General features: G+C 68.0%; 14 protein-coding genes. 6 read left to right on the top strand and 8 right to left on the bottom strand.

Annotated features, from left to right (window positions below):
- Nucleotides 1-231: 231 nt before the first annotated feature.
- Together GZ998_RS01095 and GZ998_RS01090 are read right to left on the bottom strand one after the other, a co-directional pair.
- The gene (locus GZ998_RS01095) at nt 232-1,545 is read right to left on the bottom strand and encodes an MFS transporter (protein WP_162678782.1); all 1,314 of its coding nucleotides are present in this window, start codon (nt 1,543-1,545) and stop codon (nt 232-234) included.
- A 218-nt stretch (nt 1,546-1,763) separates the two neighbouring features.
- Nucleotides 1,764-2,006, bottom strand: a complete 243-nt coding sequence (locus GZ998_RS01090; protein ID WP_162678783.1) for a type II toxin-antitoxin system PemK/MazF family toxin — start codon at nt 2,004-2,006, stop codon at nt 1,764-1,766.
- Between the two features lie 1,192 nt (nt 2,007-3,198).
- On the opposite strand from GZ998_RS01090, the gene dnaK reads away from it, so the two are divergent.
- The 6 genes from dnaK (at nt 3,199) to GZ998_RS01060 (ending at nt 8,699) form a co-directional block, all read left to right on the top strand.
- The gene (gene dnaK, locus GZ998_RS01085; RefSeq protein WP_219108471.1) at nt 3,199-5,058 is read left to right on the top strand and encodes a molecular chaperone DnaK; all 1,860 of its coding nucleotides are present in this window, start codon (nt 3,199-3,201) and stop codon (nt 5,056-5,058) included.
- Between the two features lie 104 nt (nt 5,059-5,162).
- Nucleotides 5,163-5,750: a nucleotide exchange factor GrpE gene (gene grpE / locus GZ998_RS01080; protein WP_161925492.1), complete on the top strand. Its 588-nt coding sequence runs from the start codon at nt 5,163-5,165 to the stop codon at nt 5,748-5,750.
- Between the two features lie 56 nt (nt 5,751-5,806).
- The gene (locus tag GZ998_RS01075) at nt 5,807-6,838 is read left to right on the top strand and encodes a DnaJ C-terminal domain-containing protein (RefSeq protein ID WP_219108468.1); all 1,032 of its coding nucleotides are present in this window, start codon (nt 5,807-5,809) and stop codon (nt 6,836-6,838) included.
- On the top strand, nt 6,835-7,338 hold the full coding sequence (locus GZ998_RS01070; protein WP_219108467.1) for a heat shock protein transcriptional repressor HspR: 504 nt from the start codon (nt 6,835-6,837) through the stop codon (nt 7,336-7,338). Before GZ998_RS01075 ends, GZ998_RS01070 begins: the two co-directional genes overlap by 4 nt.
- A 129-nt stretch (nt 7,339-7,467) precedes the next feature.
- Nucleotides 7,468-7,962, top strand: coding sequence for a hypothetical protein (locus GZ998_RS01065; RefSeq protein WP_219108465.1), 495 nt, complete (start codon nt 7,468-7,470; stop codon nt 7,960-7,962).
- 26 nt (nt 7,963-7,988) lie between these two features.
- Nucleotides 7,989-8,699 (top strand): hypothetical protein, encoded by a 711-nt coding sequence (locus GZ998_RS01060; RefSeq protein WP_219108463.1) that lies wholly within the window; start codon nt 7,989-7,991, stop codon nt 8,697-8,699.
- 671 nt (nt 8,700-9,370) lie between these two features.
- Here GZ998_RS01060 and GZ998_RS13365 read toward each other — a convergent pair.
- From GZ998_RS13365 to GZ998_RS01030, 6 genes are all read right to left on the bottom strand, one after another.
- Entirely contained in the window at nt 9,371-11,740 is a 2,370-nt protein-coding gene (locus GZ998_RS13365) for a prolyl oligopeptidase family protein (RefSeq protein WP_219108461.1), read from the bottom strand.
- Between the two features lie 48 nt (nt 11,741-11,788).
- Nucleotides 11,789-11,971 (bottom strand): antitoxin, encoded by a 183-nt coding sequence (locus GZ998_RS01050; protein ID WP_161925099.1) that lies wholly within the window; start codon nt 11,969-11,971, stop codon nt 11,789-11,791.
- A gap of 68 nt (nt 11,972-12,039) precedes the next feature.
- Nucleotides 12,040-12,744, bottom strand: a complete 705-nt coding sequence (locus GZ998_RS01045) for a hypothetical protein (protein WP_219108459.1) — start codon at nt 12,742-12,744, stop codon at nt 12,040-12,042.
- Between the two features lie 155 nt (nt 12,745-12,899).
- Nucleotides 12,900-13,607, bottom strand: coding sequence for a hypothetical protein (locus GZ998_RS01040; protein ID WP_219108457.1), 708 nt, complete (start codon nt 13,605-13,607; stop codon nt 12,900-12,902).
- A gap of 119 nt (nt 13,608-13,726) precedes the next feature.
- Complete coding sequence (locus GZ998_RS01035) at nt 13,727-14,473, bottom strand: hypothetical protein (RefSeq protein ID WP_161925097.1); 747 nt, start codon at nt 14,471-14,473, stop codon at nt 13,727-13,729.
- A 42-nt stretch (nt 14,474-14,515) separates the two neighbouring features.
- Nucleotides 14,516-15,274: a hypothetical protein gene (locus GZ998_RS01030; protein ID WP_219108455.1), complete on the bottom strand. Its 759-nt coding sequence runs from the start codon at nt 15,272-15,274 to the stop codon at nt 14,516-14,518.
- Nucleotides 15,275-15,689 lie beyond the last annotated feature (415 nt).

Raw genomic sequence — 15,689 nt, 5'->3', positions numbered from 1 at the left:
GGCGGTTTACCGTGGGGCTGTCGCTGCGTGGCCATCCGTGTGCCGGCGGCCGCGCGGCGTCCGCTGCCGTCATAGCGCCGCCAAGCTACCAGCGCCGCCTGCGGCCGCGCTGTGAGTGTCCACTCCTGCCGGGGAACAGAGGCGCCCGGTGACGCCCCGGCTGCTGAGCCGAGGGCGCCACCGGGCGCAGTGTCTGCCGTCCGCGGCGGGGCGGCAGCCGTGGATGATGCCCTACTTCACCTTCTTGATGAAGATGGCCAGCACGCCGCCGACGATCGCGCAGATGCCGGCGAAGTAGCACAGGGCCGGGTAGTTCATCTTCTCTGCCGAGCCAATGCCCAGGAAGAGAGGCGCCATGTACGGGGCGAGCGACTGCGGCAGGGCGTTGGCGATGTTGAACACGCCCAGGTCCTTGCCGGCGTTGTCCGGGTTGGGCAGGACGTCCACCACCAGGGCGAGGTCAACGGAGATGTAGACGCCGTAGGCCAGGCCCATGACGGCCTCCACCATGTAGAAGCCGGACACCGTGGTGGTGTGTGCCAGCATCACCGTGCCAAGGCCGAACAGTGCGGAGGCGGCGAAGACGAAGGCCTTGCGGCGGTGGAGCCGGTCGGAGAGTTGCCCGCCGACGAAGCTCGCCGCCATGAGCGCGATCGTATAGATCAAAACCGAGGTGGCGACTACATCAGTGGCGCGCTCCTCCGTGAGGTTAACGCGGTGTACCAAGAAGAACAGGCGGTAGGTGGTGAAAGAGAAGGAGCACAGGGTGATGAGGAAGCGGCCAGCCCAGGCAAGACCGTAGTCGGGGTACGCAATGGGATTCACCCAGAAGGTCTTGATTAGACCGATCAGATCGAGCCGGGGTGGCTTGATGGTCAGCTGCTTGTCCGGCAGCACGAAGGCGAACCAGGTCATGAACAGGATGGCCGGGATCGCCGGAGCGATGAACAGTACTTCCAGCTGCTCTCGAAGTGCCCCCGACAGATAGGTGGCGATCAAGATGGCCAGGTTCTGAGCGATCGAGATCATGGAGCTGATACGGGCGCGCTGGAACTCAGGCACCTGGTCGGACAGCACGGCGACGAAGGGCGCCAGGGCGGCGTTGGCGCCGATCTGGGCGATGAGCCAGCCGACGGCGACCGCCGGTACGGTGTTGGTCAGGCCCATGATCACCAGACCAACCGTCATACCGAGGATGCCGATCACCAGCCAGGGGCGGCGCCTGCCCCAGCGCCACATGGTGCGGTCGGAGATCTGGCCGAAGATGACGTTGGCGAAGACTGCGCCCAGTGCCCCCAGCCCGGCGATATGCGAGACTGCAGCCGTCTGGGCGGCGTTGTCGTCGGGGAACATGGCCATGGATTTTGTCTGGATGGACAAGATCGCCGGCCCCATGAGGGCGATGAAGAAGAAGAGCTGGGCGGCCAGGTAGGAGACGATGAAGAACGGCCCCACTTGCTTGGTCGGCGGCGCGAAGAAGGCGTCGATCTCCTCCTGGGTGGCGCGCCTGCCGGAGGGCGCGGCTGCGGTTGATGGATTCGTCATAGGGATCTCCTCGTCGAGATGGTAGGGGAAGTGATCTGCGCTATATTGGGCAGCTTAACTCCGCCGGTCCGCCGACGTCACGCAATCGTTTGTCAGACTTTTGTACCGCGATGTCGCCGGGAGCTTCCCGGTTGCGTCGGTCGAATCGGTCCGGCTGTGACTGGTCGCTATCAACGCTCGCCCTCCTGGCTGGGGAGGAGTGACAACGGCGTCGCGAATCACCGCTCGGCGGGCACCGGCAGCTCCAGGTCGAAGGCGAGCACCATCGCGCGGGCGAGCATGTGCTCCTGTTCCTCGGTGAGGTATCCGACGACGCGGCCGAGCGACGCCGTCGGAATGGTCAGTGCGTTGTCCAGTGAGATGGCGCCGGGGTGGTCGAGCCCCTGAACGGGACCCACGGGCACCTCGCTGGACAGGCCTTTGATCATGGAGGTGATCGGCGCGACCGTTACCTTGGTCATGGCCGTGAGTGCCGCCACCCGCGGCCGACCTGCCCGACGCCGGTCGTGACCTCTGACTGCCGCAACTGTCCGAGAACGGCACGCCTTCGGACAGTCATAACCGGCTCTTCGCGTCTATGGGTGCGGCTGGTCCGGGTGGGTGCTGTCAGCTGGGGTGCAGGGGCCGGGCCTTGTCATTGATGCCTGGGTCAGTAGCGTTTGAGGCGCGGCGCAGGGGCCGGCGGGAGACGCATCGCCAACGCCGGTCTCCTTTGGGCGCGTCTGCTACGGCACTTCGCCGCCGGGTACGGGCAAGTCGGGGTGCCGGGTGCGTCTCCTGGGACAGGGCCATGACGCCGGGCGTGTGTCGCTTGAGCTGCGGGGAGTGTTCTCCGGGTGGGGTTTGGTGCGCAGGCCAGCGCGGGGCCTGACGGTTCGTACCTTTGCTCCGATGATTCGTACTTTCTTGCGACGGTTCGGGCACTTAGAGGTACGTACCGTCGCAGGAAAGTACGAATCGTTGACCGGGAGGTACGTACCGTCGTGTGAAGGTACGAATCGTCAGCCGGATGGTGCGGCCGGTTGGAACAACGATGCGGATGGTGCCCTCGCGGCGATGGTCGAAGGCGTCGGGACTGGTGTACGCGTGCCCGGGGACCGTGTGGCCCAGGTTGCGCGTCTGGTCGGGAGGGGCGTGCCCGTCCAGAAGGCCCCGCACTGTCACAAATGGAGACAAACGTGCCCGCCGCCCTCCAATCCGGCTCAGCAGCCGTTGGAATCATGCGGCTGCGAGTGCGGGACGAGCCGACGCATTCGGCCTTTGTCATCGTTTCGGACAGCGTTCGCCAATGCGCCAGCTGCCCGTCCGAGGCGTCGAGCAGTTTCTACCGACCTGGGCACGTAACGTCTACCGACCTGGGCACGTAACGTCTACCGACCTCGGCGAAAGGGGGCGGGCGCTGGGGCGCCTCCGAGCCGCGTCTGGGCGGCCTCCGAGCTGCGTTCGGGTGGAAGTCGGGCGGCATATGGGCCGCATTCAGGTGCCTGGAGTAACCCGAGTCACGGAGGGCGGGTCTGGAATAGAACCGCCCCCCACAAGGTTGAGTGCATCAGACTCAAGGCTGGGGCGCGTGGAGTTGACAAGACCACGCTCAACCGCAATCCTGAGTGCATACCACTCAACTTCAACACTACAAGACACCAAGGAGCACCCATGGCACGTGCCGTCGGTATCGACCTCGGAACCACCAACTCCGCCATCGCCGTCCTCGAGGGCGGGGAGCCCACCATCATCCCGAACGCGGAGGGCGGGCGCACTACGCCGTCCGTGGTCGCCTTCTCCAAGTCCGGCGAGGTGCTGGTCGGCGAGGTCGCCAAGCGCCAGGCGGTCACCAACGTCGAGCGCACCATCTCCTCCGTCAAGCGCCACATGGGCACCGACTGGACCGTCGACATCGACGGCAAGAAGTACACCGCGCAGGAGATCAGCGCCCGCATCCTGGCCAAGCTGAAGGCCGACGCCGAGGCCTACCTGGGTGAGAGCGTCACCAACGCAGTCATCACCGTCCCCGCCTACTTCAACGACGCCGAGCGCCAGGCCACCAAGGAGGCCGGCACCATCGCGGGCCTGACTGTGGACCGCATCGTCAACGAGCCCACTGCGGCGGCTCTCGCCTACGGCCTGGACAAGGGCAAGGAGGACGAGCTGATCCTGGTCTTCGACCTGGGCGGCGGCACCTTCGACGTCTCCCTGCTGGAGGTCGGCAAGGACGAGGACGGCTTCTCCACCATCCAGGTGCGTGCCACCAACGGCGACAACCGCCTGGGCGGCGACGACTGGGACGCCCGCATCGTCAACTGGCTGGTGAAGCAGGTCAAGGACAAGTCCGGTGTGGACCTGTCCAAGGACAAGATCGCCATGCAGCGCCTGCGCGACGCCTCCGAGCAGGCGAAGAAGGAGCTCTCCAGCGCGATGAGCACCGACATCAACCTGCAGTACCTGTCCATGAGCGAGGCCGGCCCCATCCACCTCGACGAGCGCCTGACCCGCGCGCAGTTCGAGGAGATGACCGCGGACCTGATCGAGCGCACCAAGGTGCCCTTCCACAACGTCATCAAGGACGCGGGCGTCTCCCTGTCGGAGATCGACCACGTGGTCCTGGTCGGCGGCTCCACCCGCATGCCCGCCGTCACCGACGTCGTGCGCGAGCTGACCGGCGGCAAGGAGCCCAACAAGGGCGTCAACCCCGATGAGGTAGTCGCCGTCGGCGCCTCCCTGCAGGCCGGCGTGATCCAGGGCGACCGCAAGGACGTGCTGCTGATTGACGTCACCCCCCTCAGCCTCGGCATCGAGACCAAGGGCGGCGTGATGACCAAGCTGATCGAGCGCAACACGGCCATCCCGACCCAGCGCTCCGAGGTCTTCTCCACCGCAGAGGACAACCAGCCCTCGGTGCTCATCCAGGTCTACCAGGGCGAGCGCGAGTTCGCCCGCGACAACAAGCCCCTGGGCACCTTCGAGCTGACCGGTATCGCCCCGGCCCCCCGCGGCATCCCGCAGATCGAGGTCTCCTTCGACATCGACGCCAACGGCATTGTGCACGTGTCCGCCAAGGACCGCGGCACCGGCAAGGAGCAGTCGATGACCATCTCCGGCGGCTCCGCCCTGCCCAAGGAGGACATTGACCGCATGGTCAAGGAGGCCGAGGCCCACGCCGAGGAGGACAAGAAGCGCCGCGAGGAGGCCGAGACCCGCAACACGGCGGAGCAGCAGGCCTACTCCATCGACAAGCTCCTGAAGGAGAACAAGGACAAGCTGCCGCAGGACGTCAGCTCCGAGGTGACCGCCGCCGTCGACGAGCTGAAGAAGGCCCTGGAGGGCACCGACATCGAGCCGGTCAAGGCCGCCCAGGAGAAGCTGAACGAGGTCTCCCAGAAGATCGGCCAGGCCCTGTACGCCTCCGAGCAGGCCGCCCAGGCCGCCGGCGCCGACTCCTCCGCCCAGGCGCAGTCCTCCACCGAGGACGACGACGTGGTGGACGCCGAGATCGTCGACGACGAGGACGCCAAGTGAGCACCGAGCCGGACAAGCGCCCCGACGACGACGGCCCCGCCTCCTCAGCATCCGGTCCGGGCCGGGAGGCCGGTCCGGGCGGTGCCGCCGGGGGTGTCAGTGGAATTGACCCCGCGCTGGCCGACGCGGTCGAGTCCGCCTTCGACGGCGTCGACCTGGGTGACTCGGCCCAGGACGGTGCTGCCCCGGCGGGGGACGGGGGCGGCGCGGGTCAGGCCGGAGCCGACGGGCAGGCCTCTGAGCTGGAGCAGGCCCGCTCCCAGGCTGCCCAGGCGGCCGACGAGCTGGCCCGCGCCCGCGCCGACCTGTACAACCTGCAGCAGGAGTACCAGGGCTTCGTGCGCCGCTCGCGCGAGAGCGCAGCCGGGCACCGTGAGGCGGGGCAGGCGAGCGTCGTCGAGACCCTGATCCCGGTCCTGGACGAGATCGAGCTGGCCCGCCAGCACGGCGACCTGACCGGCACCTTCGGCACCATCGCCGGCAAGCTGGAGCAGATCCTGGCCGATAAGTTCGGACTGGAGCGCTTCGGCGAGGTCGGGGAGGTCTTCGACCCCAAGCTGCACGAGGCCCTCATGGCCACCGAGTCCGCCGAGGTCAGCGAGCCGAGCATCGCACTGGTGCTCCAGCCCGGATACAAGCTCGGTGAGCGCGTGGTGCGGGCGGCCCGTGTGCAGGTCGCCAACCCGGCCTGAGGCGGCGCCCATAACGGATAACAGGAGAAGCAGGAACAGAAAGGAGGCGGTGAGCCATGGCCAGTCAGGACTGGATGACCAAGGACTTCTATGCGGTCCTCGGCGTCGCCAAGGACGCCGACTCCGCCGCCATTAAGAAGGCCTACCGCGCGCTCGCCAAGAAGTACCACCCGGACCGCAACCCCGGGGATGCCGCCGCGGCGGAGAAGTTCAAGGAGATCGGCGAGGCCTATGCCGTGCTGTCGGACCCCAAGGAGCGCCAGCAGTACGACGCCATCCGCTCCATGGCGGGCGGCGGCGCCCGCTTCACTTCCGGGGCCGGCGGCGCCGGCGCGGGCTTCGAGGACATCTTCTCCTCGATGTTCGGCGGTGGCGGTCCGAACGTGCGCTACTCCACCTCCGGGGGCGCCTCCCAGGAGGACCTGGAGGACCTGCTGCGCATGTTCGGAGGCGCTGCCGGCGGCGCGGGCGCGGGCGGGCGCCGCGCGCGTGGCCCCTTCGGCTTCGGCGGGTTTTCCTCCCAGCCGCAGCCGGTCAAGGGGCCGGACGTGCTCACCAACGCCACGCTCTCCCTGCGCGACGCCGTCTCCGGCACGCTGGCCGAGCTGACCGCCGACGGGCGCACCATTACCGTGCGCATCCCCGCCGGCGTGCACGACGGCCAGAAGATCCGCCTGCGCGGCAAGGGGCGGCCGGGTACGAACGGCGGGGAGAACGGCGACATGGTGGTGACCATCTCGGTGGCCAAGCACCCGGTGTACTCCATCGACCCGGTCAACCCCGCTAACCTGCGCATGGACCTGCCCGTCACCCTCAAGGAGGCGGCCCTCGGCGCGACCGTTGAGGTGCCCCTCCTGGACGGCAAGACCAGCCGCGTTCGCATCAAGCCGGGCACCTCCTCCGGCACCGTGCTGCGCCTGCGCGGCAAGGGTGTCGCCACCTCCAAGAAGACCGGTGACCTGCTGGTCACGGTGCAGGTGGCCGTGCCCAAGAAGCTGTCCAAGGAGGCCAAGGCCGCCCTGGAGGCCTTCGACGCGGCCATGGAGGCGGATCCGCGCGCTAACCTCGCCGGGGAGGCGGCGCGGTGAGTGCGCGCCGCCTGACGGGACAGGGCGTCGACTTCCTCGCCGAGGATGCCGACGAGCGGGCCGTCTACGTCATCTCCGTGGCCGCGGAGCTGGCAGGCATGCACCCCCAGACCCTCAGGCAGTACGACCGCCTGGGCCTGGTCACCCCCGCCCGCGCCTCCGGGCGGGGGCGGCGCTACTCGCACCGTGACGTTCAGCGGCTGCGGCGCGTGCAGGCGCTGAGCCAGGAGGGCATCAATCTGGAGGGCATCCGACGGATCCTCGATTTGGAGCGGCGCGTGGAGCGGCTGGAGGAGGAGAACCGCTCCCTGCGCGCCCGCCAGGCCGCCGTCGAGCGGGTCTTCGCTGCGGCCGCCGACGGCGAGGTGCAGGTTGTCCCGGTCCCGCCGGGGCGCCGCGCCCGCAGCCGCCCGGATGCGCGGGCATCCGCGCCCGCGTCGGCTGCGGGGGCCTCCTCCGCGCGTCCGGGTACGGCGATTGTGGTGCGTCGCTCCTGGTGATCCGTGCGCCATCAGGCCGCCCGAAGGAGACGGTTATCGCAGGTGAGACGCCCCTCAACTCGTGATCCTGGCGGTTGCGGGCGGTAGGCTGACATTGCTACTGCATCAGAAAGTGAAGGATTACGCGTTATGACCCAGCCCCCCAACCCAGGACAGCCTTACATCCCGCCGTCGGCAGGCTCCGCCCCGGGCAGCTACAATCCGCAGCAGTATCCCCAGCAGGCGCAGCAGCCGGCTCAGTACCAGCCGGCGCAGGCCGCGCAGCCCGGCCAGTTCCAGCAGGCTCCCTACAATGGCGCTCCCTACGCGCAGGCCCCGACGGCGTCCTCGGAGTCCTTCATGAGCAACCTGTTCGACGGTGCTCGCGACTTCGCCTCCAAGTACGGCAAGACCATCTTCACCGTCGGATTCGTCCTGTATGTGGTGGCGTGGGTCTTCGGCGCATTCGACGACACCTACTACCACTCCAACTACGACGGCAGCACCTACTTCAACTTCGGTGACTTCCTGCTGAAACTCCTCGTCGACATCCCGCGGGTCGCGGTGAACATCATCATTCTGCGCCTGTTCATTGAGATCGCGGCGAAGATCGGTGGCTCCAAGGCCGACTCCGCGGACGCCTGACGGCGTAGCCGCACCAGGGAGCAGCGGTGGCGGCATACGAGACCGAGGACGGCGAACCCCGCTACGGCAAGCGCCTGAGCCCGGAGGAGCTCGCCGCCTACCTGCGTGAGCAAGGCATTGAGCCCCCGGCCGACGCGGAACCGGTGCGGCCAGCGGGCACGAGTGCGGCAGGCTCGCCGGGCGCTGTGAACAGCACTTGGCAGCGCTCCCACGGCGCGCCCGGCGGCGTTCAGCATGCGGCCCGCTCATCCGGGACCGAGGGCGGGCCGGAGCGCCCGCGCCCGCACCGGTGGCGCGCCTTCGGCGTCGGCCTGGTGCTGATGCTGGTGGTGGCTCCGCTGCTACTGGCTGTCGGTGTTATGGCGGTCGTGGACGGTTCCCTCAGCCGGGGAGCGCCCCTGGGTGAGGATGGGCGGGTCTATCTGTCGGCCGGCACGACGGCGGGCCTGTACGGCACTTCTGCGACCGCTACTTCCGGTTGCAGCGTCAGCGATCCCGATGGTGCCGCGGTGGGGCTGGACACCCCCGAGCCAGGGGTGCCCTATGCCACCTTCAAGGCCGACGCTGGCGGCGTGTACCGCGTCTCCTGCCCCGCGGGCACTACGGGACTGGTGGTCGGTCCGACCATGAACCTTGATCGTGTCCCGGTCTCCGCCCTGCTGGTCCTAGGTGCCGGCGCTGCGGGTGTGGCGGGACTGGTGGTGACCGTGGTTGGCGCTGTCAGTGCCCGCCGCTGAGACGTTCACGCCGTCCTCCTGACTAGTGAGCGTCTTGTGGGTGCTCATGCGGGGCGGGGGCCTGGCCGCCTGGTGGCCGCTGGTGCCTGCTTCCGTACGCGACGGCCCGACGTGTCCGCGAGCGGCCAGACCGCTCCAGTGTTGTCGGCAGTCGCAGGAGGAACATTGGAATCATGCGGTTTCAGACCGGACCTCGGGGTTGCCGACGGCCTTTGGTCGAACTCGTACGCCCTACCTCAGCGGGCGCCTGGGCGCACCCCGATGTCGGCAGCGCGGTCGCATTCGACCCGTCCTACCCCCTGCGGGCGCCTGGGCGCACACCACCGCCCCATCACGCCCACATGCAGGAAGGGTCCGGTATACCCGTGCCCGGAAGCGGGGTCATCTGCTGCGCCGCCTCACCGTCTGCAACGCCACTTCGGGGTTAACAACGCCTGTTAACGGCCTGCTGAAGGGCTCTGAGGTATACAGCAGGCCGTTAAGTAGCGTTGTTAACGTCTAACCGACGTAGCAAGCGCCCCCGCGCGCGCTCGACTCCGCACACTCGACTCCGCACACTCGACCCCGCACGCAAGCACGCGGGTGAGCCAGCTCATGCTCACGCACGCTAGCGAGCCCGCTCACGCTCGCGGCTGGCTCCCACTGGACTCCTGCGGGCCGCGGGGTGAGCTTCAGGAGCTGGTTGACCTGCTGCGTGTCAGCGCACGCCAGGCGAACTCGTGCTCCAGGGCGTACATGTATGCCCGCTGGGCGCTGGTAGACGCACGGCCGTGCCCGCCCTCGCTGTTCTCGAAAAAGGTGACGTCCTGCCCCAGCTCCAGCATGCGGTACGCCATGGTGCGCGCATGCGCGGGGTGTACCCGGTCATCCCGGGTGGAGGTCACCAGCAGCACCGGCGGGTAGGTGCGCCCCGGCTGAAGCAGGTGGAACGGTGAGAACTCGCGGATGAACTCCCACTGCGCCGGGTCGTCCGGATTCCCGTACTCCGCCTCCCAGGAGGCTCCCGCCAGCAGCCGGTGGTAGCGACGCATGTCCAGCAGGGGCACCTCGCACACCACCGCACCCACTAGCTGCGGGTAGCGGGTGAGCATGACCCCCACTAGCAGCCCGCCATTGGAACCGCCGTGCACCGCCAGCTGCTCCGGCGTGGTAACGCCCCGCTCCACCAGAGCCTGTGCCACGGCCGCGAAGTCCTCGTAGACCCGGTGCCGGTTCTGCCTCAGTCCCGCCCGGTGCCAGGCCGGCCCATACTCGCCGCCGCCGCGGATGTTCGCCACCACGTAGGTGCCGCCGCGCTCCAGCCAGGCCCGGCCGGTCACCGGCAGGTAGCTGATGCCGAGCGAGACCTCAAAGCCGCCGTAGCCGTACAGGAGCGTCGGGGAGGGCAGCGGCTGACCGGCGTCGTCGAGCCGGGGCCGACCGATCTGGAAGTACGGCACGCGGGTGCCGTCTTCCGAGACCGCCACGTGCTGGCTGACGAGGACGCCGCCGGCGTCGAAGCGCTCGGGTGCGGACCGCAGCACCTCGACGCCGCCCAGTTCGCCGTCCGTGCCCAGTTCCCCGACCGCAAGCGTGGTGGGACGGGTGAAGGAAGAACTGCTCAGCCACAGCCGGTCCCCCTCCAGGGGGTCGACGGCGCTCGCGGACACCTGCAGCAGTGCCCGCCCCGGCCGCAGCAGCGTCGGGTCCGCCGAAGTAGCTGCCGCGTCCGGGCGGGGCTCACGCCCATCCGCGCGGGCGGGTGAGCCCGTGGGTGAGGACGCGGCTGACCCCAGGCTGCCCGGTGCGGCGCGCACAGCGCCATCGGCGAGTGCCCCCAGGCCGGGGCGGCGCCGTGACCAGGGGCCGGCCCCGTCTGGTCTTGCCGGAGTGAGCACCTCCAGTGCGGTAACACAATCGTCCAGGAGCTCAAGTACCAAGTGGTGAGCGGTGATGGTGAAGCCCGACAGCGAGGTCGCCGGGGTCGGGGTGAACAGCACCGTCAGTTCCCGGGAGCCGTCCAGGAAGGCGTCGATGGGGGCGGTCAGAAGCGAGCCGGCCGGATAGGTGCAGCCCGCTTCGGCCTGCCAGTCCTCCCGCAACTCGATCAGCAGCAGGTCCCAGGCCGGAGTCACCGCCGCCGAGGCGGGTACATCCACGTGCAAGGCACCCGGTGCCACCGCCGTGTCGACGGCGGTCAGCAGGCGCTCGGCGTCTGCGGCCGGGAAAACCGGGGCGCCGTCGGGTAGCAGCCACAGCTCCTCGGTGTAGAAGTCAGGATGAGTCAGCAGCCAGGTGCGTCCCCAGAAGTCTCGGTACGCCCAGGCGCCGTTGTCCGCCGCAGCCGCGGTGAGCAGCACCTCGCCCTCGCTGGGGTCCTGCCCGCGGCGCAGACGCCGAACCTGCCGGGGGTAGCCCGCGGGGGACACGGATCCCGCGCCGAAGTCCCCGGCCAGCAGCACCGCGTCGCCGGTCTCATCGGCCCAGGTCAGGAAGCCCTTGGACGCCTCTCGGTGGAAGCCTCCGCCGGCTACCGGGTCCACGGGCACGAAACTGCGTGTGTCCAGGTCGAACTCGCGGGTGACGTCGGCGTCGGAACCGCCGTCGGAAAGCGTCACCAGGGCGCGCCGCCCGGCTAGCGGACCGGTGCGCAGCACAGACGCCCCGTGCCACACCCAGGTGGTTCCCTCAGCCTCGCAGAGCGCATCGAGGTCCAGCAGCACGTCCCAGTCGGTGGAGCCCGCCGCTCCCGCAGCGGTAGCGCCGTCCCGGTAGGACGCCCAGGTGGTGCGCCGCCACAGCCCTCGCGGGTGGGCGGCGTCGGTCCAGAAGTTGTACAGCGCACCAGCCGCCTCACCTACCCGGGGAATCCGGTCGGGGGAGTCCAGGATCGTCTCAAGGTCGCAGCGCAGCTCGGAGAACCCCGGGGCGCCGTCGAAGGCAGCGCGGGTGGCAGCATTGCGCTGCGCCACCCATGCGAGCGCCCGCGCCCCCTCGATCTCGTCGAGCCAGTCGGGGACGGGCTCAAGGCTGGACGGAGGGGATGCGGGCGCGGTAGTCACCTGACCGACTCTACGGCCGACTGGTGCCTGAGGATGCCACTGCGTGCATCAGTCGTTGCCGATGGCCTTGTCGGCGGCGTCGCGAGCGGAGTCGATCTGGGAGTCGAACTTGCCCCCGGTGACCTTCTTGGCGGCATCCGCAGCCGTGTCGAGCACCTTGTCGGAGACCTCCTCGACCTTGTCTGAGCTGACGACGCCCTCGGCCTTCTTCTTCAGGTCATCGAGTGCCATAGTGAGTCCTTTCGTCGACCAACGGGAAGCCGGGCGGCATCCCTTCCGTGCAGTATTGCACGCGCGGTTTAGAGGGAGGCGAGTACGGCCTCGGAGACCTCCTGGGCCTGCTGCGCGGAATCGGAGACGACCACGGTCGTGATGTAGGCGTCATCGCCTTCAGAAACACTGACCGCCGAGAAGTTGTACTGCACGCCGTCATCAGAGGCGCTCATGGTGAACAGGGACGCGTCGGCGCCACTGCCGGAGGTGGTCTGCTCCAGCTCAGAAGTCTCAGCCGCGTTGAGCTCCGCCAGCGACTGCATCTTGTCCTCGGACGGCAGGGGGCCGTCATCGTCGATTCGGCTCAGCACCAGGTAGGGCGCGAAATCGCCCTCGGCGGCGGTGTCGATGCTCAAAAGTGGCCGGTCCTCCAGATCGGCGATCACCTCGTCCTCGGACATGTCCCTCGCCTTGGCGACGCGTGCCACCAGTTCTGTATCAGAGGCATTGGCGGAGGTAAGGGTCTCCCAGTCGGAGGGGACGGCCACCGAGATGCCGTACTCCGGCACCTCGACCAGCGTGAAGCCCTCCGGGACTGCTGCGCCGTCCGGGGCCTGCGCGGCGTCGGCGGAGGACTCGACGGTGACGGACTGACTGGACTCGGTGCTTGCCGGGTCGGCGGAGCCTGAGTCGGAGGAAGAGCAGGCGGCAAGCGACAGGCCCAGGGCGACGGCGGTCAGGCCGGTGGCGGCCAGGGGGACCAGACGGGGGAAGCGAGTGGAACGGGTCATGGGTGGGTCCTTTCCGGTTGGGTGGCTTGGGCGTCAAGCGTGTGGTGGACAGTGGTCGGCAACTACAAGAGCGGGAGTTGTGAGCCAGCGGGCTTGTGAGCGTCAGGAGCGCTACCGGCCGGATGACTGCGGAACAAGTGCCAGCGCAATCCGAGTCAGATGGACTCCAGGACGACGTCGGCCAGCTCCTGGGCGCGGTCGGTGGAAGTCGCCTTGATCAGGACAAAGGTGACTGAATCGGCTGGGCTGGAAGCGGTGGCGCCGCCCGCTGGGGAGGCGGCGGAGGTGGTGGCGCTTGCTATGGCGCCCGTCATGATGGCCATGAAGGCGATGTGGAAGTCCTGCCTGGACCCGCCGAGGACGCCGGAGGCCGTGTACAGGGCGGCGTCGGCTCCGGAGCCGGTGGTCCTCCGCACGTAGTCGCTGGAGTTGACCTGATCGCCTTCGGTGATCTCCGCGAGCTCCTCCTCGGGCGGCAGTCCGCCCTCGAGCTCGTATTGGGAGACCACCAGGTTCTCCGCGAAGCCGACGGCGTCCGCATCCACGCTGATCAGGTGGAAGGTCGCAGCCTGCTCACGCAGTGAGTCCACATCCTGCTTAAGTGCCTCCGCGACGGTGCGCACCAGGTCGTCGTCGTCCAGCCCGTCACTGGTCAAGGTGGTCCAGTCGGCTGGCACCGCCAGGGACAGGCCCAGGGTTGGAACCTCGGTGAGGGTGTAGCCCTCGGGCGTGACCGGCTGGGGGGACGACTCGGTGCCCGGGGAGCAGGCCGTAAGGAGCGCGGATGCAGATACCGTCGCGGAAACGGAGGCGGCCAGGACCAGGGCGGAGGTGAGGGCACTGCGGCGGGACGTGCGGGGCATGGGGCTCCAATCCAGGTGTGTCAGGGGTGACGGGCCTTCGGTGTCTCATCGCGTTGTTGGGGTGGGGTCGTGCAGACCCCACCCCAACGATAACGAACCTGGCACTGAAATGTCACGGATCAGATCGAGTCGAGGATGGCGTCGATCAGCTCCTGCGTGTGCTCGGCAGTACTGGCGGAGATGGTGATCACGGCCATGGAATCGCCGTGGTTGGCTGGCACGGCCACATAGGCGCCCTCGGTGCGGCTGGAGTCCTCGCCCGTGATGACGTAGGTCTGCACGGCGGCCTCCTGCCCGCTAGCGGTGCTGGGCGCGGTGTAGTTGACGGGGGTTGCCGTGAGGTCCGATGAGGTGATGTCGTGCTCGAGGCGGGTGTGCATGTCATCCTCGGTGGGGCGCGTGTACTGATCGTTGTAGATCACCACGCTGAGATTCGGGTTGTACCGGGTGTCACCGCTGGTATCCATGCTGAACAGGTCCATGCCCCTTAAGGAGTCGATCACCTGCTCCTCGTCCCAGCCGGTTACATTCGCGATTTCGGCGACGGCATCGGCTTGGGAGGTGTCGGACGCGTCGCCTGCCACGGTGCTCCAGTCCGCGGGAAGAGCTAGTGACAGGTCTGCGTCGGGAACCTCGGTGAGGGTGTAGCCGTCCGGAACGGTGATCTCCGCGGTCGGCTCCGAAGCTGAATCGGTGGCGGTATCCGTTAGTGGCTCGTCGGTCGAGTCGCCGCCGGACTCGGTGGTTACCTGCTGGTCGGGGGACTGGGCGGTGGTCTCTGGCTCGGACTGGCATGCGGATACGGCCAGTGCGGCTGCGGCTACCAGGCCGATGACGCCGAGTGTTTTACGTGGTGTGTGGGACATTTTGATCCTCTGCGTGTGTAGGTGTGAATGTGCTGAGAGGGATTAGATGGAGCCGATGACTGCGTCGCTCAGGTCCGTGACCCGCGTGGACGTGTGGGAGGCGACATTTATGACAACCGACTGGCCACTGTTGTCCAGGACGGCTATATATGCGCCGTGAATCGTCCTTCCCGGGTTGCTGTCCATAGTCATCGTGTAGGTGTACATGGAGGCGTCGTCTCCGCTCCCGGTTGTCACCTCGCTGAAGGTGCCGGGTTCGACGTTGACTCCCGGCTGCGTGCTGGTCACTGCGAGCGCAGCACTCAGGTCGGACTCACCCAGCAGGCTGGTGCCCGGGGTGGTTTGGACGCTGATGTTTTCGCCGGCCGTTGATGTGTTGTCGGCGTCAACGGCGAAAATGGATAACTGGTTGGACAGGGCCTGTACCGTCTCCGTGGTGTAGCCGAGGGCGGAGGCGATGGCCTCTGCCGACTCGGAGTCGGCCAGCTCCGCGCCGGTAGCTACGGTCCATGTGGAGGGAATGGCGATGGAGAGATCGGCGTCGGGAAACTCGGTGAGGGTGTAGCCGTCGGGGACGGTTGCCCCGCTGCGGGCCGAGTCGTCGGCTTCGGCGTCAGGGGCTTTGGCGGCATCGGTGGCGGCGTCGGTGTCGGTGCTGGCCGCAGCGGTGACTTGCTGCACAGGGCTCTGCGCCTCGGCTTCGGCGGAGCGGTCGGACGAGCAGGCGGACAGCGATACAGCCAGGGTCACAGTGGTCGCGGTGGCAGCGACTATGGTCGCGACGCGCGGTATACGTTTCATGGGTGCTCCAGGTTTCGGGAACATTCGAGTATTCGCGCCGCCAGGCTAGGCAGAGGACCAGGAAGCGGGAATGGGGAGGACTCCCCACTTCCGCTTGTGCGCGCTTGGGAATGCGGTGCCCTCTGGTTATGGGGGTGTTAAATGGCTTTTCGCATTTGCGGATGCGGCGATCGTGCTCGAGGGTCGTTCTCGGGCGGATGAGGTCGTACTCGCCGTGCTGGGGTCGTTCTCGGGCTGGCGAGGTCGTGTTCGACCGGGCGCAGGGGGTCGTTTTGGGGCCGATGAGGTCGTATTCGGGCGTGCGAGGTCGTAGTCGACTACCCGACGCTGGCCGAATACGACCTCATTCGCCCCACACCCTCCACATCGTGGAGGGTTTCGGGCCCACGAGGACGTTTTCGCCGCGCGGAGGTCG

It is taken from the genome of Actinomyces sp. 594, assembly GCF_019325145.1.
Taxonomy (GTDB): domain Bacteria; phylum Actinomycetota; class Actinomycetes; order Actinomycetales; family Actinomycetaceae; genus Actinomyces.
Note: the sequence above shows the minus strand (reverse complement) of the source record. Positions and strands in the feature narration are given on the sequence as shown.